The organism is Methylobacterium sp. WSM2598 (assembly GCF_000379105.1).
Lineage (GTDB): Bacteria > Pseudomonadota > Alphaproteobacteria > Rhizobiales > Beijerinckiaceae > Methylobacterium.
In genome coordinates, this window is sequence record NZ_KB900609.1 from 5,014,063 (window position 1) to 5,034,337 (window position 20,275).

16 protein-coding genes, 1 tRNA gene, 1 pseudogene and 1 riboswitch are annotated in these 20,275 nt (G+C 71.6%); of the genes and pseudogenes, 12 read left to right on the forward strand and 6 right to left on the reverse strand.

All coding sequences use genetic code 11. The annotated features are described in order from the left end of the window. Positions 1-104: 104 nt before the first annotated feature. Both MET2598_RS0123675 and MET2598_RS0123680 read left to right on the forward strand, forming a co-directional pair. On the forward strand, positions 105-1,019 hold the full coding sequence (locus MET2598_RS0123675; protein WP_012330805.1) for a bestrophin family protein: 915 nt from the start codon (positions 105-107) through the stop codon (positions 1,017-1,019). Positions 1,020-1,124: 105 nt separating this feature from the next. Continuing rightward, positions 1,125-1,895 (forward strand): SDR family NAD(P)-dependent oxidoreductase, encoded by a 771-nt coding sequence (locus MET2598_RS0123680; protein ID WP_012330804.1) that lies wholly within the window; start codon positions 1,125-1,127, stop codon positions 1,893-1,895. A 37-nt stretch (positions 1,896-1,932) separates the two neighbouring features. Here MET2598_RS0123680 and MET2598_RS0123685 read toward each other — a convergent pair whose 3' ends face one another. Together MET2598_RS0123685 and MET2598_RS0123690 are read right to left on the reverse strand one after the other, a co-directional pair. Then, entirely contained in the window at positions 1,933-3,360 is a 1,428-nt protein-coding gene (locus tag MET2598_RS0123685) for a peptidase (RefSeq protein ID WP_018262599.1), read from the reverse strand. A 1-nt stretch (position 3,361) separates the two neighbouring features. Further along, positions 3,362-5,527, reverse strand: coding sequence for a TonB-dependent receptor (locus tag MET2598_RS0123690; protein ID WP_018262600.1), 2,166 nt, complete (start codon positions 5,525-5,527; stop codon positions 3,362-3,364). Positions 5,528-5,742: 215 nt separating this feature from the next. After that, positions 5,743-5,936, reverse strand: a riboswitch (cobalamin riboswitch). A gap of 691 nt (positions 5,937-6,627) precedes the next feature. Between MET2598_RS0123690 and MET2598_RS0123695 the strand changes: the two genes are divergently transcribed. The 3 genes from MET2598_RS0123695 (at position 6,628) to MET2598_RS0123705 (ending at position 9,710) form a co-directional block, all read left to right on the forward strand. Continuing rightward, positions 6,628-7,515 carry a hypothetical protein gene (locus tag MET2598_RS0123695; RefSeq protein WP_157182258.1) on the forward strand — a complete coding sequence of 296 codons (888 nt, stop codon included), beginning with the start codon at positions 6,628-6,630 and terminating at the stop codon, positions 7,513-7,515. Between the two features lie 238 nt (positions 7,516-7,753). After that, the gene (locus tag MET2598_RS42320; protein WP_018262602.1) at positions 7,754-7,897 is read left to right on the forward strand and encodes a hypothetical protein; all 144 of its coding nucleotides are present in this window, start codon (positions 7,754-7,756) and stop codon (positions 7,895-7,897) included. A gap of 274 nt (positions 7,898-8,171) precedes the next feature. Then, positions 8,172-9,710: a PAS domain S-box protein gene (locus tag MET2598_RS0123705; protein ID WP_018262603.1), complete on the forward strand. Its 1,539-nt coding sequence runs from the start codon at positions 8,172-8,174 to the stop codon at positions 9,708-9,710. 131 nt (positions 9,711-9,841) lie between these two features. Here the strand turns inward: MET2598_RS0123705 and MET2598_RS0123710 are convergent, their stop codons facing one another. The 3 genes from MET2598_RS0123710 to MET2598_RS0123720 form a co-directional block, all read right to left on the reverse strand. Beyond that, positions 9,842-11,020 (reverse strand): iron-containing alcohol dehydrogenase, encoded by a 1,179-nt coding sequence (locus MET2598_RS0123710; protein WP_018262604.1) that lies wholly within the window; start codon positions 11,018-11,020, stop codon positions 9,842-9,844. Between the two features lie 97 nt (positions 11,021-11,117). Then, positions 11,118-11,945, reverse strand: a complete 828-nt coding sequence (locus MET2598_RS0123715; RefSeq protein ID WP_012330796.1) for an AprI/Inh family metalloprotease inhibitor — start codon at positions 11,943-11,945, stop codon at positions 11,118-11,120. Next, positions 11,942-12,886: a 2-hydroxyacid dehydrogenase gene (locus MET2598_RS0123720; protein WP_018262605.1), complete on the reverse strand. Its 945-nt coding sequence runs from the start codon at positions 12,884-12,886 to the stop codon at positions 11,942-11,944. The genes MET2598_RS0123715 and MET2598_RS0123720 overlap by 4 nt, the downstream gene beginning before the upstream one ends. A 275-nt stretch (positions 12,887-13,161) precedes the next feature. Here MET2598_RS0123720 and MET2598_RS0123725 point away from each other — a divergent pair, with 275 nt between their 5' ends. The 7 genes from MET2598_RS0123725 (at position 13,162) to MET2598_RS43580 (ending at position 19,768) form a co-directional block, all read left to right on the forward strand. Continuing rightward, on the forward strand, positions 13,162-14,256 hold the full coding sequence (locus tag MET2598_RS0123725) for an ABC transporter ATP-binding protein (protein WP_012330794.1): 1,095 nt from the start codon (positions 13,162-13,164) through the stop codon (positions 14,254-14,256). A gap of 77 nt (positions 14,257-14,333) precedes the next feature. After that, entirely contained in the window at positions 14,334-15,644 is a 1,311-nt protein-coding gene (locus tag MET2598_RS0123730) for an ABC transporter substrate-binding protein (RefSeq protein WP_018262606.1), read from the forward strand. A 77-nt stretch (positions 15,645-15,721) separates the two neighbouring features. Beyond that, positions 15,722-16,666 (forward strand): carbohydrate ABC transporter permease, encoded by a 945-nt coding sequence (locus MET2598_RS0123735; protein ID WP_012330792.1) that lies wholly within the window; start codon positions 15,722-15,724, stop codon positions 16,664-16,666. 11 nt (positions 16,667-16,677) lie between these two features. After that, positions 16,678-17,553, forward strand: coding sequence for a carbohydrate ABC transporter permease (locus MET2598_RS0123740; protein WP_012330791.1), 876 nt, complete (start codon positions 16,678-16,680; stop codon positions 17,551-17,553). 151 nt (positions 17,554-17,704) lie between these two features. Continuing rightward, positions 17,705-19,117 (forward strand): 3-isopropylmalate dehydratase large subunit, encoded by a 1,413-nt coding sequence (leuC, locus tag MET2598_RS0123745; protein WP_018262607.1) that lies wholly within the window; start codon positions 17,705-17,707, stop codon positions 19,115-19,117. A gap of 90 nt (positions 19,118-19,207) precedes the next feature. Then, positions 19,208-19,292: transfer RNA gene (locus tag MET2598_RS0123750), tRNA-Leu, on the forward strand. A gap of 110 nt (positions 19,293-19,402) precedes the next feature. Next, positions 19,403-19,768 (forward strand): DUF6538 domain-containing protein, encoded by a 366-nt coding sequence (locus MET2598_RS43580; RefSeq protein WP_330218366.1) that lies wholly within the window; start codon positions 19,403-19,405, stop codon positions 19,766-19,768. Here the strand turns inward: MET2598_RS43580 and MET2598_RS0123755 are convergent. After that, positions 19,743-20,186: pseudogene (locus MET2598_RS0123755) on the reverse strand (IS256 family transposase); the annotation flags it as partial. The gene MET2598_RS43580 and the pseudogene MET2598_RS0123755 sit on opposite strands and share 26 nt — an antisense overlap. Positions 20,187-20,275 lie beyond the last annotated feature (89 nt).

A 20,275-nucleotide genomic window follows, 5' to 3' on the forward strand; every position in this document is an offset into this window, starting at 1 on the left:
CAATCCGTCGGATGGCGGATGACCGGCCCGCCTTGAGGCTGCCACGCGGCCGTGGCCACCAGGCGCGCGGTCCCTGCGGGGCCGCGCGTCGCGCGAGGTCCATGATGGTCGTCCGGCCCCGTCCAGGCCTGATCCAGGTTCTGTTCACGCTGCAGGGCTCGATCCTGCCGAAGGTGATCCGGCAGGTGGCCGGCATCACGGCGGCCGCCTTCCTGGTGGTGGCGGTCGAGCGGCACTGGCCGCAATCCTTCCCGGGGCCGGAGGGGATCGGTCCCTTCACGCTGGTGGGCCTCGCCCTCTCGATCTTCCTGAGCTTCCGCAACAATTCCTGCTACGACCGCTGGTGGGAGGCCCGCAAGCAATGGGGCGCCCTGATCGCCGAGACGCGCGACCTCGTCCGGCTGATCGGCGTCCTGCTGCAGGATCCGGCCGAGGCCGCGACCCGGCGGGCGTGCCTGCGGCGGGTCGCGGGCTTCGCCCACGCCCTGCACGCGAGGCTGCGCAGCGCCGACGAGGCGGCGGCGGCCCGGCCCTGGCTGCCGGACGGCGAGCGCCTGGAGGGCCGGGCGAGCCCGACCGACGCGGTGCTCGGGGCGCTCGCGGCCGACCTCGCCGGGGCCCTGCGCCGGGGCGCCCTCAGCGACATCCTGTTCGCGCAGATGCAGGGGCGCGTCGCCGCCCTGTCGCAGATCCACACCGCCTGCGAGCGCATCCAGTCGACGCCGCTGCCCTTCGCCTACACGCTCCTGCTCTACCGCACGGCCTGGATCTACTGCCTGCTCCTGCCCTTCGGGCTCGCGGCCTCGCTCGGCTGGGCGACGCCCGCCGTGGCCGCCCTGGTGGCCTACACGTTCTTCGGCCTCGACGTGCTCGGCGACGAGCTGGAGGAGCCGTTCGGCCTGGAGCCGAACGACCTGCCCCTCGACGCGATGCTGCGCGGGATCGAGCGCATCGTGTGCGACGCGCTCGGCGAGCCCCTGCCGCCCGTCCTGCGGCCCGAGGGCGGCGTGCTGCGCTGACGCCGGCGTCCGACACCGCGCCCCGCGGTCGCCTTCGCGCCGGCGCGCCCCACTTCGCCTGATGTCCGGCCGCGGAGCCGGGCGAGAGAGCCGGAGCGCGCCGCGATGATCCCGATGCTGGACCCTCAGACCCTCACCGTCTTCGTCACCGGCGCGACCGCCGGATTCGGCGCCGCCCTCTGCCGGCGCTTCGCGGAGGCGGGGGCGCGGGTGATCGGCTCCGGCCGCCGCCGCGACCGGCTCGACGCGCTCAGGGCCGAACTCGGCGAGCGGCTGCACGTGCTCGAACTCGACGTCACGGACCGCGCCGCGGTCCTCGCCGCGGTCGAGTCCCTGCCGGCCGGGTTCGACGCGCCGAACGTCTGCATCGCCAATGCGGGCCTCGCCCTCGGCCTCGCGCCCGCCCAGGAGGCCGACCTCGACGATTGGGACCGGATGATCGCCACCAACGTCAATGGCCTCGCCTACACGGTCCGCGCGCTCCTGCCCGGCATGGTGGCGCGGGACGAGGGGCACGTGGTGCTGCTGGGCTCGGTGGCGGGCGACTACCCCTATCCGGGCGGCAACGTCTACGGCGCCACCAAGGCCTTCGTGAAGCAATTCGCCCTCAATCTCCGGGCCGATCTCCTCGGCAGCAACGTGCGGGTGACCAACATCGAGCCGGGCATGGCCGAGACCGAGTTCTCGCTGGTGCGCTTCCAGGGCGACGCCGCCAAGGCGGCCAAGACCTACGAGGGCGTGGCGGCGATGTCGGCCGAGGACATCGCCGAGACGATCTTCTGGTCCTGCACCCTGCCGCGCCACCTCAACATCAACCGGATGCAGATGATGCCGGTGATGCAGGCCTTCTCGCCCTTCGCGGTGAAGCGGGGCTGAGGGGCGGGCGCCGCCTCCCGGCGGGCCCGCGGGGCCGTCAGGCCCGCCGCCGCCAAACGGCCCTCAGGCGGCGCCCGCCGAGCACGACGCCGCTCGTCGCCACGATCAGGCCGAGCCCGCAGAGCGCCGCGATCACGCCCCGGCGGAGCGGGGGGTGGCGCAGCAGCGGCCCGACATCGAGCGTGTGCAGGGCGTCGAAGAGCCAGCGCTGCGCCCGGCCGCTCCGGTCGAGCCGCCCCAGGATCTCGCCGGTCGCCGGGTCCGCGTGGATCCAGGTCTCCGCGGGATCGTCGAGAACGAGGCGCAGCACCGGCAGGCGCGGCGCCCCGCCGCGGTCGGACCAGTAGGCGTCGGGCGCCGCGACCCGCTCCACGGCCGCGAGGCCGGCCCCCGGCACGAGGTGGCGCGCCGCCGCCCGGATCGCCTCCTCGCTCACGGCGGTGCCGCAGCAGGGCCGCACGCCGGCCGGGCCGGCCGCGAGGATCCGGGGCGCGCCGCCGAGGAAGCCGAAGCGCAGCTCGACCGTGCCGGGCGGCGCGGCGGCGAGCGCCTCGCGGGCGATCGGGAAACCCGCCGCCGGGCCGGCGTAGCGCGCGAGCGCCGCCGCGTCGGGCATGCGGGGGCCGAACCAGCGGTTCGGGTTCACCGACAGCCAGCCGCTGAGCAGGAAGCTCGTGAGCGCGAGCCCGCCCGCCACGCCCGCGAGGTGGTGCCACGCCCGCCAGCCGCGATAGGGCGTGGGCCGGCCGCGGCGCAGGCGCAGGAGGCCGATCGCCCAGCCGCTCGCCGTCGCGGCGAGCGCGAGCCCCGACACCCACAGCACCGCCTCCCGCCAGAGGGCGGCCCGCGCCCGCAGGGGCGTGAGATAGAGCCAGTGCGGCACCGCCCCGAGCCAGTTCCAGACCCGCTCGCGGCGGGTCGTGTCGAGGGCGAGTTCCCCGGTCGCCTCGGAGAGGTAGAGCTCGGTCCCGGCCGCGTCCCCGAGGGCGACGCGCCGGAAGGGCCGCAGGGCGTTGTAGCGCGCCGTCACGGTCCATTGGTCGCGCCGGACGCGCCCGAGATCGCGCACCGCGCCGGCCGCCGGGTGGCGGCGGGCGAGGGCGAGGGCGGCCGCGGCGGTGAGCGGCGCCACCGGCTCGCCGGTGACGGCGGAGAGCGCCCGGACGCTCCCGTCCGGCAGGCCCAGCCGGTAGACCGGCACCGCGCCCCGCATGGTCAGGGTGACGCGCTCCGGGAAGGCGGTCAGCCCCGCGCGCGCCAGCGCCTCCTGCGGCCCGAGCCGCACCGCCTCGACGGCGAGGGGCGGCAGGGCCGCGAGCCGCTCGGCCTCGGTCAGGGCCGGGAAGCCGACGAAGAGCATCACCGGCCCCGACAGGAGCCACGTCGCCACGAACAGCCCGGCTGCGATGCCGAGCCAGCGATGGCCGAGATGGAGCCAGCGCGTCAGGCGCTTGCGCGGGGCCACGTCAGAACGTCACCCGGTAGGCGAGTTCGACCGCGCGCGGCGGGCCGAGCAGCCAGGAATTCGCGTTGCCCGAGACGGCATAGATCCGGTCCGTGAGGTTGGTGGCGCGCAGGGACAGGCGGGAATCCGGCGTCACCTGCCAGTCGAGGCCCGCATGGAGGAGGGCGTAGCCGGGCCGCCGCACCGCGTTGGCGAAGTCGCCGAACACCGGCCCGACCGCGTTGAGGCCGAGCCGCGCGGTCCAGCCCGGCGCGAAGGCGTGGGCGATCCAGAGATTGGCCACGCGCTCGGGCACGTCGACCGGCACGTTGCCGGCGAAGGAGGTGACGCGCCCGCCCGCCGCCTGGGCGAAGCGGTCGTAGCGGGCCTGGAGCAGCGCGAGGTTCGCGTCGATGCGCCAGCGCTCGTCGAGGGCGAAGGACAGGGCCACCTCCATCCCCCGCGAGGATTGCCGGCCGACCTGCCGCGAGAGGGTCGGGCGGTCGGGATCGGGGACCAGCAGGTTGTCCTTGGTGATCGCGTAGGCGGCGAGGGTCCACTCGCCCCGGCCCTCGGCGAACAGGCCCTCGGTGAACAGCCCTTTGGCGCCGGCCTCGACCTGCTCGCCCGTCGCCAGGGTGAATTGCGACTGCGCGACGCTGGTGGTCAGCAGGCTCCCGAGCGGATCGGCCGCGGTCGCGTAGTGCGCGTAGAGGGCGAGGCCGGGCACCGGATCGTAGACGACGCCGATCCGGGTCCCGAGGGAGTCGAACGTCCTCGTGAAGGCGGCGGCGGCGAGCGGGCGCGCCACCGCGACGGTGGGGGAATCGAAGCGCAGGCCGGTGACCAGGGCGAGCTGCGGCGAGACTTCGAGACGGCTCTCGGCGAAGACCGCGGCCTGGTTCAGGCGCGAGACGATGTCCCGGCGCGTGCCCGCGAGATTGAGGAAGGCGCCGGGCACCGGGCGCAGGAGGTCGACCGTGCTCTCGCCGCCGAAGGGCGTGTTGCTGTCGCGGTCGAAGGCGACGCGGTTCACCTCGAAGCCGACCGCGACCGCGTGGGGCAGGCCGAACAGGCTGCCGCGCAGGGTCGCGTCGAGGCGGGCCCCGACCTGCTCCTGGTGGTGGAGGATCTCGATGTAGTCGGAGCGGACGACCCGCCCGGTCGCCGGATCGTAGCGGTACTGCTCGACGTCGCGCCAGTGCCGCTCGGCGGAGAGCCGGTAGGCGGTGCTGCGGACCGCGAAATCCGGGCGCGGCGTCCACTCGGCCTTGACCTGCGTCCAGCTGTCGAGCCAGGCGATGCGCGAATCCTGGACGTTGTAGTTGACGAAGCGGATCCGCGCCGGGACGCGGCCGCCGATCAGCGGCGAGCCCCAGGAGCGGCTGGGCTCGCTGGCGCCGAGATCCTGCGAGAGCGTGACGCTGAGGTCGGGCGCGACCCGCCGCGTCAGCGAGGCCGAGAGCGCGAGATTGCGCAGATCCCCGTCCGGGCGGACGAAGCCGTCGGAGCGGTTGCCGCTGAGCGCGAGCCGGTAGGCGGCCGCCTCGCCGAGAGGCCCGCCCGAATCGAGCGCGAGCCGCGCGGTGCCGTCCGGGCCGAGGGCGGCCCGGGCCTCGCCGAGGGGCGCGAGGACCGGGCGCTTGGGCACCACGTTGATGACGCCGCCGATCGCGCCCTCTCCGTAGAGCACCGAGGCGGGGCCGCGCAGCACCTCGATCCGCTCCGCCGACCACGGATCGAACGGGAACGTGACGGTGCCGGCCCCAACATAGAGCCGCGTGCCGTCGTAGAGCTGCTGCACCGAGCCCGCGCCGGCGAAGCCCCGGCTGGCGAAGGACAGGTTGCCGTTGCCGGGCGCGGCCAGGCTGGTGATGCCGGTGGCGTTCTGCGTGACCGCGTCCGCGACGCTGGTCTGGCCCCGCGCCCGGATCGTCTCGCCCGCGACGACGTCGAGGCTCGCGGGCACCTGCAGGGGCGTCAGGTCGAGCCGGCTGCCCGTGCGGGCCGGCGCCGTGAGGGACAGGCCGGGCTCGCCCGGGCGCCGGCCGGCGACCTCGATCGCGTCGAGGGGGATCTCCTCGGCCCCGGCCGGGGCCGCGAGGAGGAGGGCGAGGACGGAGCGGGCGGTGGCGCGGGGCACGATCATGGCGGTGTCCGGGATGGCGTCGGACCCGTCCGTCACCATGGCTGCGGCTTTCGTAACGTTATAACGTTACATTTGCTCCTTCAAGCACGGCCCGCCCCGGGCCGCTCGGGCGCCGCGGCGGGGGGATGGCTCGGAGGGAGGGGCGCAGGCAAGGCGGGGCGGGCGACGATGTGGCACGTCACCGCGAACGACGCCGCGCGGCCGCCTCGCGCCCGCTCCGGCACCCGCCAGGACACCCCGCCCGGCGTGTTCGCGTGTGACCACGGTCGACGGCAGGTCTCCTGGCTCGCGGGTCGCCGCCCCCCATCGTCTTCCCGGGCATGACCCCAGTGACGTGGTGATGGAGGGCTCGCCGCTCACAGTTGCGGGGGCAGCCGCGGATTCGGGCGCGAGCCCTCACCGCGTTCCCTGTTAGGCCCCGGAGGGCACCGTCGAGCGATAGGCTAGGCTCCGGCCACGCCCGGCGCAAGGAGGCGACGGTGGCCGGCCCGGGCCGCGGATCCCCGCCTCAAGGCGGTGCGACGGCCGCCGAGGGCGGCCGCCATCCCCGCGGCGCGCGGGCCATCGATCTTGCCGGGGCGGTCCGGCGGGCACTTCCCGCACGACCGGGGCGGGATGCCCGGGATCACTCGACTCATCGGCGCCGCGCGCCGGCTCGGCGGCCCCTCGTGTCGTGCACCGCCATCAATCCGCCCTCACGGTCCTGGCTCATGCGAGATGGTGTTGCGTATCCGCCGCGCATCCTGTAAGGTAAACCGAAATTGAACATATTGGTCATCTTCGCTCGTCTGACCGCAAGATGACGAGAAATGAAAAAGATAAACGCCTTAATCCAAATTTGTACTAAATTACATGACCATAAAAGGTCAATATGTGATCGCGACTATGTATTAGATATCATACATTCGACCGCTCTGGAAATATGAGGCGGATTTCAAAAGCATTGATATGACAAACATAGCGTTAACTATGATCGTTGCTGCTGAGGAGAGGCACGTTATACTCCATTGGGCAGCCGGAGACCTTTCAGTGCTGGTCTTTCGTGGGATTTATCACGAATAAAACCAGGACAATGGCGATCGGAGACATGGGCGGGGTGAGTGCGGGTTCCGGTCCGGACGTCCGCCAGAGGGGTGTAGATGATGACGGGAGTTGGTTTTACAAATCTCGGTAGCAGAAATGCAATCGAAATCGGCAAGTCTGCCTATGAAAGATCGTTCGGCGTCAAATTTTTCGAGGAACATGAGATATCCGAGGACGGAATATACGATTACAACACGAGAGTTTTGCCGTCCAATCTCTCGTGCGGGTTGCGCACCGACCTTGAAGGGCAGAGGATCGCCGTCGTCGGCAACGGAAGGGTCGATGCGAGCGGCGCCGAGATCGATGCCCATGATCAGGTCATCCGCATCACCGGGATGAGACACTGGCGAAGGGACCCTGACGGTGATGGGGTCAGGACCACCTTGTGGGCGGGCCTGCCGGCTCACGTGGTCGCCCGCGACGAGGCGGGCGCCGTGCATGCTAACGGCGCGTTCGCGTCGCTGGTCCGCGACGGCGTCGCCCTCTGGGCGGTGTCGCCCTTCCACGTCACCTGTGATGCCTATCTTTGGCTGAGGCGCGCCGGACGGCTGCAGGATCTCCTGGTCGCGCCATCCTCGACGATGGTGTTCGACGGGATGCACGCCTACCTCTCCGCCGAAGAGATGTCCGTCCTGTTCTCGATGCCGGTCGGCCCGCGAGATCTGACGAGGCTGACGAATTTCGAACTGCTCCTCACCGGGACGCGTCTCGTTCTTCTGCTGGAAGCCTGCAACGTCGCGCAGATCAGCCTGTACGGCGTCGATCTGTTTCGGTCGGAGCCCGACAGCATCTGGTTCGGTCACGATCCGGCGACCGATCTCAAGGTGCTTCGTGGCGTCATGAGAAGATTTTCTGCGTCGGGCAAAGTCTTTCATTGGCCGAACGAACGTGATGCTGCCGATGATGCGAAAACAGCATCCGGTCACGTTGTGATCGAATCCTGATCGAGATTGATGGTTTCGCCGTGTTTTCTGAACCGAACCGGCAAGCATGTCGGCAGCGCACCGTGATGCGGCGTGCGCTCTCGGTCGCCTTGCATCGTCCCGTGGCTGCCCGCGTGCCGGGCCGCTGGATCGGTCGCCCGCCGCGGCCTTGATCCGGATCAAGGCCGCGGCGGGCGAAACGCCCGAGGCTGGCGCAGCCGGTGCCGCTTCCGGCCCGCTCCGCCCGCGAGGAACGCCGATGAACGCCCACGCCACGACCCTGCCCGCCGCCGCGCTCCGTCCCGCGGGAGCTCGGGCGGCCGATCTCGCCAGCATGACGGCGCTCGGCCTCGCCATCGTCGGATCCCTGGCGACCGAGATCCTGGTCCGGCTGGTGGTCTGAGGCCGCGGCGCACCCGTCACCCGCGCAGCCGCGGCTCCACACGACGTAGGCGTGTTGTTGGCTGACCAAGTTGCAACCCCGATAGACTTGCTCCGCGCCCCGTTTCTCGCTCTATTACCGATCAAAGACGGAATCGGCGGCGAAGGACAGCCGGCAGGCAGACCTGCGCTGCCTCAGCGGCGGGGGGCGCGGCATCGCGCCCCTGCCGGTCCGACGCCCCGGGCCGCGGGCTCCGCGTCGCTGCCGGAGGCCGGCGGCGAGGACGGAGGGGCGGATGGGGCAGGAGACGGCGTCGGCCACCCTGGGCGAGCGCCTCGCGCAGATCGAGGCCGAGATGAGCCTCCTGCGCGAGCGCGTCGACACCCTGGGCGAGGGCGGTCACCCGGCCCTCGTCGAGCTCCTGCTCCAGGACAATGCCCGGCGGCGGGAAGCCGAGGACGAGCTCAGGGTCGCGCAGGCCTGGATGCAGCTCGCCCAGGAGACCGGCGGGGTCGCGGCCTACCAGTTCGACCTTGAGCGGGGCGTGCTGACGTGGTCGCCCTCGACCTACGCGCTCTACGGCTGGACGCCCTCGCAGCGCCAGCCCAGCCTCGACACGTGGCTCGCCAGCATCCACCCGGACGACAGGGCGGCGGCGCGGGCGGTGGCGGAGCGGGCGATCCGCGAGGGCGAGCCGGTGTCGCACGCCTTCCGGATCGTGCGGCCGGGCGGGGACACCCGCTGGATCGCGGACCGCGCCCGGGTGCTGACCGACGCCCAGGGCCGGCCGGAGCGCATCGTCGGCCTCAACATCGACGTCACCGAGCTGCGACGGGTCGAGGCGGCCCTGCGCAAGAGCGAGGCGCAGTTCCGCTTGACCTTCGAGAACGTGGCGGTGGGGGTGGCCCTGGTCGGGCTCGACGGCCGCTTCCTGCGGGTGAATCCCTGCCTGTGCGCCTTCCTCGGCTACTCGGCCGAGGACCTCGCCTACCTCACCGTCCAGGAACTGACGCATCCGCCCGACCTCGCGGCCGATCTCGCGCAGCTGCGGCGCCTGCGCGACGGCGAGATCGACCGCTCCACGCTGGAGAAGCGGTTCGTGACGCGGGCGGGCCGGCTGGTCTGGGCCGAACTGAGCGTCACCCTGCGCCGCGACGCCGCCGGCCGCCCGGCCGGCTACGTCTCGGTCATGTCCGACATCGAGCGGCGCAAGCGCGCGGAGGAGCAGCTCACCTTCGCCCTCAGCGAGCTCAGCCACCGGGCCAAGAACCTGTTCACGGTCGTGCAGTCGCTGATCCGCCAGACGGGGGCGAGCGCCCCCAGCGTGGCGGCCTTCCAGGACGCCCTGACCGAGCGGCTGTCCGGCCTCGCCGCCTCGCAGAGCCTGCTCGTCGAGCACGAGGGCTCGGGCACGCCCCTCGGCCTCCTGGTGAGCCGCCAGCTCGCCTCCTTCGTGGCCATGCCCGATCCGCGCATCCGCATCGAGGGGCCGGAGCTTCCCCTCAACCGCAGCGCCACGCAGACCCTGGGCCTCGTCCTGCACGAACTGGCGACGAATGCCTGCAAGTACGGGGCGCTGTCGACGGAGAAGGGCCGCCTCGCGGTGACGTGGCGCATCGCCGGGCATCCGGCCCCCGGGGCGCGGCTCGACCTCGCCTGGCAGGAGGCCGAGGGTCCGCCGGTGCGCCCGCCCGTCCGCAAGGGCTTCGGCCACCGGGTCATCGACGCGATGGCCCGCCAGAGCCTGGAGGCCGAGGTCGACCTGCGCTTCGCGCCCGAGGGCCTGTCCTGGCGCCTCGTGGCGCCGGTGGCGCACCTGCGATGGGGGCCCTGAGCCGGCGCCGGACCCCGCCTCATCCAACATCCGTTGATTGCTTCGCCATCTCCCATTTCGGCATTGCGGATGTCGGCGTCGCTCAGGCGCCGCGCAGGCTTGGGATCCGCTTCGATCAAGCGGAGCCCGGATCACGCCCCGGCGCGGCCCTCGGCGCCGAGGGCCTCGGCGTAGATCGCGCGGGCCTGCGCGAGGGTCACCTCCCGGGGGTTGTTCACGAGCAGCCGGGTCTGCTTCATCGCGTCGGCGGCGAGGCGGTCGAGGTCGCCCTCGCCGATGCCGACGGCGGCGAGCGAGGCGGGCACGCCGCAATCCCGGCAGATCGCCGCCAGGCTCGCCACGAAGCGCGCGGCCGCCTCCTGGACCGGCAGGCCGGCCGCCGCGGGGTCGAGGATCGGCGCGAGTTCGGCGTAGAGGGGCGCGGCGACCGGAAGGTTGAAGCGCATCACGCCCATCAGCACGAGGGCGTTCGACAGGCCGTGCGGCACGTGGAACAGGGCGCCGATCGGGTAGGCGAGGGCGTGCACGGCCGCGACCGGCGCATTCGCGAAGGCCATCCCGGCGAGCATCGAGCCGAGCAGCATGGCGCCGCGCGCCTCGCGGTCCGCCCCCTCCCGGCAGGCCGTGCGGATATGGGCCGAGAGCAGCGCCAGGGCCTGCCGGGCGAGCTGGTCCGAGAGCGGGTTCTTGCGCTGGCGGCTGGTATAGGCCTCGATGGCGTGGACCATCGCGTCGATGCCGGTCGCGGCCGTGACCGCGGCGGGCAGCCCGAGGGTGAGGTCGGGGTCGAGGACGGCCCAGTCGGGCAGGAGGCGGGCGGAGACGACGCCCTTCTTCTCGTCGCCCGGCGTCGTGACGATCGCGATCGGGGTGACCTCGGAGCCGGTGCCGGCCGTGGTCGGGACCAGGATGAGCGGCAGGCGCTGCCCCTGCGCGAGGCCGACCCCGTAGAGGCTCTCGAGGGGCTCGTCGCTGCGGGCGAGGTAGGCGACGAGCTTGGCCGTGTCGAGGGCCGAGCCGCCGCCGATGGCGAGGACGAGGTCCGTGCCCTCGGCCCGCGCCCGCGCCGCCCCGGCCTCGACCAGGATCGCGGGCGGATCGGCCGCCACGTCGTCGTAGACGGCGAGGGCGAGGCCCGCCCCGCGCAGGGCGGCCTCCGCGCCCTGCGTCAGCCCCGCCCCGCGCACGCCGCGATCCGTGACGAGGAGCACGCGCCGCGCCCCGAAGCCGCGCACGATCTCCGGCAGCTTCGCGGCGGCGCCCGGCTCGAACAGGATGTTGGGGCTGGTCTGGAAGGTGAAGGGCCTCATGATGGTCCTCATCGGAGCGAAGGGCGGTGGGGGACGCTGCGCCGGGGAGCGGTTCGCGCACCCGCCCGGGGGCCGATCCCGCCCCGCGCGGCCGGCCTCAAGGGGAGACCCGGCGCAGCACGAAGGCCGTGCCGACCTGCGGCTCGCGCCGCCACATCCCATCGCCCGCGGGCACCAGCGCCACCGCGTGGCCGCGCCGCGCCACCAGGGTGAGCCGCCCCGATTCGTAGCGCCAGGAGACGGGATCGAACACCGTCAGGCCGAGGTCGCGGCAGCCCTCCAGCACCCGCACGATCCCGGGATCGAGGGCGAGCCGGCAGGTCTCCGTCCCGGGCGCGCGGTCGAGGGCGTAGGTGCCCGCCAGCGCCGCCGCCTCGGGCGGCAGCGCGGCCGCCTCGGGCGGCGCGGGATCGGAGGGCTTCGCCGGAGCGGGCGCGAGGGCGGCCTGCGTCACCGCCGCCGGGGCCGGCGCGGCCCGCGGCCCCTCGGGCTCGAGCGCGTAGATCTCGGCCGGGCCGACCTCCGCCTTCAGGGCACCGGGCGTCTCGCGCAGGGCGAAGTCGAGCTTCCTGGCATCCGGCCCGACGAGGCGCAGCGCCCCGTCCTCCAGCCGCCAGGCCGACAGGCCGCCCAGCACCGGAAGCGCCCGCCGGCAGCCCGCCGGAAAGCGCAGGGCGTGGCCGCCCGGCGCGGCCTCGTCCGTCAGCGTCACGATGCAGCGCCGGTGGCTGCCGTTGAGCGAGAGGGCCCAGCCGCCCAGCGCCTCCGCGTCGCTGCGCGGCCGGGCCGGATCGGCGAGCGCCGCCGCGGCGAGGCTGAGCCCCGCCAGGGTCGCGAGCCCCGCCGCCGCCAGAAGGCCCGCGGGGGCCCGAAGGCCCGCCGGGGCCCGAAGGCCCGCGGGGGCCCGGACGGGCCTCGGCCTCACGGCGCGGTCCGCGGCCAGGGCGTCTCGACCACGGGCGTGAGCGGCCCCTTGCCCGAAAACCACGACACGAGGTTGTCCACGCAGAGCTGGCCCATGGCCGTGCGGGTGTGGACCGAGGCCGAGCCGACATGCGGCAGCAGCACCGCGTGCTCCTGCGCGATCAGCTCGGCGGGCACCCGCGGCTCGTCCGCGAAGACGTCGAGGCCCGCGCTGAGGATGGTGCGGTTCTTCAGGGCCGCGATCAGCGCCTCCTCGTCCACGAGGCTGCCGCGGGCGACGTTGATCAGGATGCCCTCCGGCCCGAGCGCCGCCAGCACCGCGGCGTCGACGATGTTGCGCGTCTCCGGCCCGCCCGGCGCGACCACGATCAGCACGTCCACCGCCTCGGCGAGGTCCATCAGCGTGGGGTGGTAGGCGTAGGGCACGTCCTCCTGCGGGCGCCGGCCGTGATAGGCGAGCGTCACCCCGAACGCTTCGAGCCGGTGCGCGATGGCCCGGCCGATCCGCCCGAGTCCCAGGATGCCGACGTGGCGCCCGCGCAGCGTCCCGGTGAGCGGGTAGGGCTTCTCCAGCCACTTGCCTTCGCGCAGGTAGCGGTCGACCTGCGGGATCTGGCGCAATGTGGCGAGGAGCAGGCCGACCGCGAGATCCGCCACCTCGTCGGTGAGCACGTCGGGCGTGTTCGTCACCACGACGCCCCGGCGCCCGCAGGCGGCCGCGTCGATCGTGTCGTAGCCGACGCCGAAATTCGCCACGATCTCCAGCGCCGGCAGGCGGTCGAGGAGCGCGTCGTCCACCCGCACGCCGCTCACCGCGAGGCCCCGCACCCGGGGGCCGACCTGCGCGATCAGCCGGTCCGGGTCCGCTCCCGGCCCGGCCCGGTGCAGGGTGAAGAGCCGCTCCAGGGACTCGGTCACGAGCGGCATCATCGGCCGCAGCATCAGGAGTTCTGTGGACTTCAAGCGTCTCTCCCGCGGGCACGGACCCGCATCCGACGATGGGTGCAGGCCGGGGGCGCTTGATCTCGCGCCCTCAGGTGCCGATGATGGCCCCGAACGACGAGAGGCGGCAAGCCGCCCCGATCCCGGGAAGGAACGCTCATGAGGCTCGACGCGCCGCGTCGTCACGCATCCGTCGCCCGTCTGTGGCAGCGCTGCCGCTCCGCGCAGTCCCGCCGGCCCGCCCGGGCCGGGGCCTGACCGGGAGGGACGAGGCGATGGCCGGACTTGAGATCAGGAACGTCCAGAAATCCTTCGGCACCACGCCGATCCTGCACGGCGTCTCGATCGACATCCAGGACGGGGAATTCGTCATCCTGGTCGGCCCGTCGGGCTGCGGGAAGTCGACCCTGCTGCGCATGATCGCGGGGCTGGAGAACATCACGGCGGGCGAGATCCGGATCGGATCGCGGGTCGTCAACGCGGTGCCCCCGAAGGAGCGGGACATCGCCATGGTGTTCCAGAACTACGCGCTCTACCCGCACATGACGGTGCGGGACAACATGGCCTTCTCGCTCAAGCTGCGGAAGGCGCCCAGGGACGAGACCGCCGCGCGGGTCAACCGCGCCGCCGCGATCCTCGGGCTTGAGAAGCTCCTCGACCGCTACCCGCGCCAGCTCTCGGGCGGGCAGCGCCAGCGCGTCGCCATGGGCCGGGCGATCGTGCGCGATCCGCAGGTGTTCCTGTTCGACGAGCCGCTCTCGAACCTCGACGCCAAGCTGCGCGTCGCCATGCGGGCCGAGATCAAGGAACTGCACCAGCGCCTGCGCACCACCACGGTCTACGTCACCCACGACCAGATCGAGGCCATGACCATGGCCGACAAGATCGTGGTGATGCACGACGGCAACGTCGAGCAGATCGGCGCGCCGCTCGACCTCTACGACCGGCCCGACAACCTGTTCGTGGCCGGCTTCATCGGCTCGCCGGCGATGAACTTCCTGAACGGGACGGTGACGGGGGCGAGCTTCCGCACCGAGGGCGGCCTCACCCTGCCGCTGCCGACCCGCGGCGCCCGGCCGGCCGAGGGCATGCGGGCGATCTACGGCCTGCGCCCCGAGCACGTCGCCCTGAGCCCGGACGGGGTGCCGGTCGAGGTGGCGGTGGTCGAGCCCACCGGCTCCGAGACGCTGGTCCTGGTGCGCCCGCCCGGCGCGGCCGCGGGCACCGACGTGGTCAAGGAGGTCGGGCGCGACATGGCCTGCGTCTTCCGCGAGCGCATCGCCGCCCGCCCCGGCGAGCGGATCGCGATCACGGCCGACCCGGCACTCGTCCACCTGTTCGACGCCGAGACCGGCCGTCGCCTGCACTGAGCGCCGGGCCGTCCGGCCCGGCGCTCCGCTTCCAAGAGGGGCCGCGAGCCCCCGCCACATTTCGGGAGTTGCGCCACATGACGTTCTTCGACCGCCGTCAGATCCTCAAGGCGGGCGCCGCGCTCGGCCTGTCCGGGGCCGCTTGCCTCGACGGCTTCGCCAGGGCCTGGGCCCAGGAGAGCCAGTGGAAGCCCGAGCCCGGCGCCTCGCTGAAGCTCCTGCGCTGGAAGCGCTTCATCCCCTCGGAGGACGAGGCCTTCATGCGCCTCGTCGACGCCTTCACCAAGGCGACGGGCGTGCCGGTGAGCGTCACGAGCGAGTCCTTCGACGACATCCAGCCGAAGGCCTCGGTCGCCGCCAATACCGGCCAGGGCCCCGACATGGTCTGGGGCCTCTACTCCTTCCCGGCCCTGTTCCCGTCGAAATGCCTCGAGGTCGGCGACGTCGCCGACTACCTCGGCAAGAAGTACGGCGGCTGGCTGCCCGCCGCCGAGGCCTACGGCAAGGTGAAGGGCAAGTGGATCGCCATCCCGATGGCCTTCAACGGCGGCTACCTCAACTACCGGATCGCGGCCACGCAGAAGGCCGGGTTCAGCAAGTTCCCGGAGGATCTCGGCGGCTTCCTCGAACTCTGCCGCGCGCTCAAGAAGAACAACACGCCGTCCGGCTTCGCCCTCGGCCACGCCACCGGCGACGCCAATTCCTGGATCCACTGGGCGCTGTGGTCGCACGACGCCTACCTGGTCGACGCCAACGAGAAGATCATCATCAACTCGCCGGAGACCGCCAAGGCGCTCGAATACGTCAAGAGCCTCTACGAGACCTTCATCCCCGGGACGGTCTCGTGGAACGATTCCTCGAACAACAAGGCGTTCCTGTCCGGCGAGCTCTACCTGACCAATAACGGCATCTCGATCTACGCCGCGGCCAAGACCGAGCGCAAGGACATCGCCGAGGACATGGACCACGCGGTCTACCCGGTCGGCAAGTCCGGCAAGCCGACCGAGTTCCAGCTCGCCTTCCCGATCCTGGCCTACACCTACACGAAGGCCCCGAACGCCTGCAAAGCCTTCATGGCCTTCGCGCTGGAGGCGCAGAACTACAATGCGTGGCTGCAGGCGGCGCAGGGCTACCTCTGCCACCCGCTGAAGGCCTACGCCAACAACCCGATCTGGACCTCGGACCCGAAGAACAAGGTCTTCGGCGAGGCCTCGACCCGGACGCTGGCGGCGGGCGGCCTCGCCCCGGTGAGCGAGAAGGTGGCGGCCGTGCTCGCCGACTTCGTCATCGTCGACATGTTCGCCTCCTACTGCACCGGCCGCGAGGACGTGAAGGGCGCCATCCGCACGGCGGAGCGGCAGGCCCAGCGCATCTTCCGGTCGGCGTGAGGCGTTGAATCGCCGCGCCGGCTCCCCGCCGCGGGGAGCCGGCGCGGCCCGTTGGTCCCGCCGTCGCTGGAGGCCCCATGGCCGACCTCGCCCTCGACCGTCCGGTCGCAAAAGCCCGGCAGGGCACCTCCGCCTGGAACCGGCTGCGCACCAGCCGCGGCTGGCTCGGCTTCTGGTTCATGCTGCCGGCGGCCCTGATCCTGCTCCTGTTCCTGGCCTACCCGCTGGTGAAGGGCATCTGGCTCTCCTTCACCGACACGCGGATCGGCCGGGGCGGGGAGTTCGTCGGCCTGGAGAACTACGAGTGGCTGTGGGACGACAGCGTCTTCTGGCTCTCGGTCTTCAACACGCTGCTCTACACGGCCATCGCCTCGGTGGCGAAGTTCGGCATCGGCCTCTACCTCGCGCTCCTGCTCAACAAGCGCCTGCCCTTCAAGGCCCTGATCCGCTCGATCGTGCTGATCCCCTTCGTGGTGCCGACCGTGCTGTCGGCGCTGGCCTTCTGGTGGATCTTCGACAGCCAGTTCTCGATCATCTCGTGGTCGCTGCGCCATCTCGGGCTGCTCGACCGCAACATCGACTTCCTGGGCGACCCGACCTGGGCCCGGGCCTGCGTGATCTTCGCCAACATCTGGCGCGGCGTGCCCTTCATCGCGATCACCCTGCTGGCGGGCCTGCAGACCGTGTCGCCCTCGCTCTACGAGGCGGCGACGATCGACGGCGCCACGCCCTGGCAGAACTTCCGCCACATCACCTTCCCGCTGCTGACCCCGATCATCGCCGTGGTGATGACCTTCTCGGTCCTGTTCACCTTCACGGACTTCCAGCTGATCTGGGCCATGACGCGCGGCGGGCCGGTGAACGCGACCCACCTGATGGCGACCCTGTCCTACCAGCGCGGCATCCTGTCGGGCAGCCTCGGCGAGGGGGCGGCGATCGCCACCGCGATGGTGCCGTTCCTGCTCGTCGCGATCCTGATCTCGTGGTTCGGACTCCAGAACCGCAAGTGGCAATCCGGTTGAGGAGAGTCCCGATGGCCCAGGTCGCCGACCATTCCGAGGGCATGGCCTATCTCGAGACGCTCCCGCGCCGTCTCGTGACCCTCTACCTGCCGCTCGGGATCATCCTGGTGGTGCTGCTCTTCCCGTTCTACTGGATGGCGCTGACCGCCATCAAGCCGGACGACCAGCTCATCGATATGGAGACCTACAACCCGTTCTTCGTGGTCTCCCCGACGCTCAAGCACATCAGCAAGCTCCTGTTCGAGACCAAGTACCCGCTGTGGCTCTGGAACACGATGCTGGTCTCGGTGGCGGCCACGCTGCTGTCGCTGTTCGCGAGCGTGCTCGCCGCCTACGCGATCGTGCGCATCCGCTACCGGGGCGCGGCCTTCGTGGGCGCGGCGATCTTCCTCGCCTACCTGGTGCCGCCCTCGATCCTGTTCATCCCGCTCGCGACGATCATCCAGGCCTACGGGCTGTTCGACTCACCCCTGGCGCTGATCCTGGTCTACCCGACCATCCTGATCCCGTTCTCGACCTGGCTGCTGATGGGCTACTTCAAGACCATCCCCTACGAGCTGGAGGAATGCGCCCTCATCGACGGGGCCGGGCGCTGGCAGATCCTGACCCGGATCATCCTGCCGCTGGCGGTGCCGGGCCTGATCTCGGCCGGGATCTTCTCGCTGACCTTGTGCTGGAACGAGTTCATCTACGCGCTGACCTTCCTGTCCTCGACGCCGAACAAGACCGTGCCGGTGGCGGTGGTGAGCGAGTTCGTGGACGGGGACATCTACCGCTGGGGCTCGCTGATGGCCGGCGCGCTGGTCGGCTCGCTGCCTCTCGTGATCCTCTACTCGTTCTTCGTCGAGCACTACGTCTCGGCCATGACCGGGGCCGTGAAGGAGTAGCGGCGGCCGGATCCGCGCGGGCCCGCGGCCCGCGCGCACCGGTGAGGCGCCGCGGGCCCTTTCGCCTCGCGGATGAGCGTATTACATCGCGGGTCGACCGCTGCTCTCAGGGCCGGTCCGCCAAGAAAACCTGACAAGGCATCCCACCGCCATGGCCCCGCGCACCCTCTACGACAAGATCTGGGACGACCACGTCGTCGATCGTCAGCCGGACGGCACCTGCCTCCTCTACATCGACCGCCACCTCGTGCACGAGGTGACCTCGCCCCAGGCCTTCGAGGGGCTCCGGCTGGCCGGCCGCCGGGTGCGCCACCCGGAGAAGACGCTCGCGGTCGTCGATCACAACGTGCAGACCTCGGACCGCAGCCTCGGCATCGAGGACCCGGAGAGCCGCACCCAGATCGAGGCGCTCGCCGCCAACGTGCGCGAGTTCGGGATCGAGTATTACGACGCGCTGGACCGGCGCCAGGGCATCGTGCACATCATCGGCCCCGAGCAGGGCTTCACGCTGCCCGGCCAGACCATCGTGTGCGGGGACTCGCACACCTCGACGCACGGCGCCTTCGGGGCGCTGGCGCACGGCATCGGCACCTCGGAGGTGGAGCACGTGCTCGCCACCCAGACGCTGGTGCAGAAGAAGGCCAAGAACATGCGGGTGACGGTGGACGGCCGCCTGCCGGCCGGCGTCACCGCCAAGGACATCATCCTGGCGATCATCGGCGAGATCGGGACCGCGGGCGGCACCGGCCACGTGCTGGAATATGCCGGGGAGGCGATCCGGAGCCTGTCGATGGAGGGCCGGATGACGATCTGCAACATGTCGGTGGAGGGCGGCGCCCGGGCCGGCATGGTGGCGCCGGACGAGACCACCTTCGCGTACGTGAAGGACCGTCCGAAGGCGCCCAAGGGCGCGGCCTTCGACCGGGCCCGCGCCTATTGGGAGAGCCTCGCCAGCGACGAGGGCGCTTTCTTCGACCGCGAGGTGCGGCTCGACGCGGCGAATCTGCCGCCGATCGTGACCTGGGGCACGAGCCCGGAGGACGTGGTCTCGGTGCAGGGGCGGGTGCCGGACCCGGCGGCGATCGCCGACGAGACCATCCGCCGCTCGAAGGAGCAGGCCCTGGCCTATATGGGCCTCGCGCCGGGGCAGCGGATCACCGAGATCGGCCTCGACAAGGTGTTCATCGGCTCCTGCACCAACGGGCGGATCGAGGATCTGCGCGTGGTGGCGCGGATGGTGGAGGGCCGCAAGGTCCACCCGGGCGTGAGCGCCATGGTGGTGCCGGGCTCGGGTCTGGTGAAGCAGCAGGCCGAGCAGGAGGGCATCGCCCGGATCCTGATCGAGGCGGGCTTCGACTGGCGCGAGCCGGGCTGCTCGATGTGCCTGGGCATGAATGCCGACCGGCTGAAGCCGCACGAGCGCTGCGCCTCGACCTCGAACCGCAACTTCGAGGGCCGGCAGGGTCACAAGGGCCGCACGCACCTGGTGTCGCCCGCGATGGCGGCGGCGGCGGCGGTGGCGGGCCATTTCGTGGACATCCGCGAGTGGCCGCGCTCCGCGTGACGCTTTGCGCGGCGGGCTCGCGTTTCCCCCGTTGACGGTGAGCCCGCCGCCCACTAAACGATCCCCACCGCGGCGCCGCTGGCGCCTCGGGCCCAGGTGGCGGAATTGGTAGACGCGCTGGTTTCAGGTACCAGTGGTGCAAGCCGTGGAGGTTCGAGTCCTCTCCTGGGCACCAACCACTCCCTAAGTGGTTGACGCCTCAAAAGCATCCTGATCTGAGTGGGTTGGCTGGCATCTGGCTGTTCAACAGATGCGTTCAACATGCCCCTTCAGATGGCCCGCCCGATGAGGCGTTCAGGTTCCTCCTACCACCAACTGGTTCAGCGCATTCCGGCAGACGTAGCCGCGAAGGTGCGAGGCATGAAGCTCACCATCCCGATAGGGGAGGGGGAGGTACACCTCGTCATCTCGGACAAGGCCAAGGACGTTCGTACGTCGCTGCGCACCCGTGACCCCGTGGAGGCCAAGGTACGGCAGGCTGTCGCTGTGGCGTACTTGGAGAAGGTCTGGCGTTCGGTCCGTGAAGGGCCACAGAGACTCACACAGAGGCAAGGTGGCGGTCGTGTCCCCAGGCGTGGTGTAGCTTCGGCGTGGTCACCCCGATCACCGACTGGGGCCGGGACGATCAGGCTGCCAGGGTGGGCAGGCTGACGAGGGGATCATCGCCGATGGGGGCGATGCTTTCCAGGGTGATGGAGCGGGCGCGCTGGACGGCCCACTCGTCGTTCTGTTCGAGCAGGATCGCGCCAACAAGGCGCGTGATCGCGGCTTCGTTGGGGAAGATGCCGACCACCTCGGTGCGCCGCTTGATCTCGCCGTTGAGGCGCTCCAGCGGGTTCGTGGAGTGCAGCTTGACCCGATGCTGGGCGGGAAAGCCCATGTAGGCCAGCACGTCCGGTTCGGCCGCGTCCATCAGGGCGGCGAGTTTAGGGACCTTGGGCCGGAGTTGATCGGCCACGCGCCGCCACTGCTGACGGGCGGCCTCCGCGTCGTCCTGGGCGAAGGCGGTGGCGATGAAGGCCGACACGACGCGCCGCCCGCTGCGGCCGGCGTGGGCCAGCACGGTCCGGGACTGTCAGGAATTTCGTGTGAGGGCGGCGGGTTGACCGTCAGGCCGCCATGGCCCGGGTGAAGCGCTCGCCGAAGATGACGGCGAAC

Excerpts from the sequence above, each read along its gene's own strand:
- MET2598_RS0123675 (WP_012330805.1), top strand. The coding sequence starts at position 105 with ATGGTCGTCCGGCCCCGTCCAGGCCTGATCCAGGTTCTGTTCACGCTG.
- MET2598_RS0123680 (WP_012330804.1), top strand. The coding sequence starts at position 1,125 with ATGATCCCGATGCTGGACCCTCAGACCCTCACCGTCTTCGTCACCGGC.
- MET2598_RS0123690 (WP_018262600.1), bottom strand. The coding sequence starts at position 5,527 with ATGGTGACGGACGGGTCCGACGCCATCCCGGACACCGCCATGATCGTG.
- MET2598_RS0123695 (WP_157182258.1), top strand. The coding sequence starts at position 6,628 with ATGATGACGGGAGTTGGTTTTACAAATCTCGGTAGCAGAAATGCAATC.
- MET2598_RS42320 (WP_018262602.1), top strand. The coding sequence starts at position 7,754 with ATGAACGCCCACGCCACGACCCTGCCCGCCGCCGCGCTCCGTCCCGCG.
- MET2598_RS0123705 (WP_018262603.1), top strand. The coding sequence starts at position 8,172 with ATGGGGCAGGAGACGGCGTCGGCCACCCTGGGCGAGCGCCTCGCGCAG.
- MET2598_RS0123710 (WP_018262604.1), bottom strand. The coding sequence starts at position 11,020 with ATGAGGCCCTTCACCTTCCAGACCAGCCCCAACATCCTGTTCGAGCCG.
- MET2598_RS0123720 (WP_018262605.1), bottom strand. The coding sequence starts at position 12,886 with ATGCTGCGGCCGATGATGCCGCTCGTGACCGAGTCCCTGGAGCGGCTC.
- MET2598_RS0123725 (WP_012330794.1), top strand. The coding sequence starts at position 13,162 with ATGGCCGGACTTGAGATCAGGAACGTCCAGAAATCCTTCGGCACCACG.
- MET2598_RS0123730 (WP_018262606.1), top strand. The coding sequence starts at position 14,334 with ATGACGTTCTTCGACCGCCGTCAGATCCTCAAGGCGGGCGCCGCGCTC.
- MET2598_RS0123735 (WP_012330792.1), top strand. The coding sequence starts at position 15,722 with ATGGCCGACCTCGCCCTCGACCGTCCGGTCGCAAAAGCCCGGCAGGGC.
- MET2598_RS0123740 (WP_012330791.1), top strand. The coding sequence starts at position 16,678 with ATGGCCCAGGTCGCCGACCATTCCGAGGGCATGGCCTATCTCGAGACG.
- leuC (WP_018262607.1), top strand. The coding sequence starts at position 17,705 with ATGGCCCCGCGCACCCTCTACGACAAGATCTGGGACGACCACGTCGTC.
- MET2598_RS43580 (WP_330218366.1), top strand. The coding sequence starts at position 19,403 with ATGAGGCGTTCAGGTTCCTCCTACCACCAACTGGTTCAGCGCATTCCG.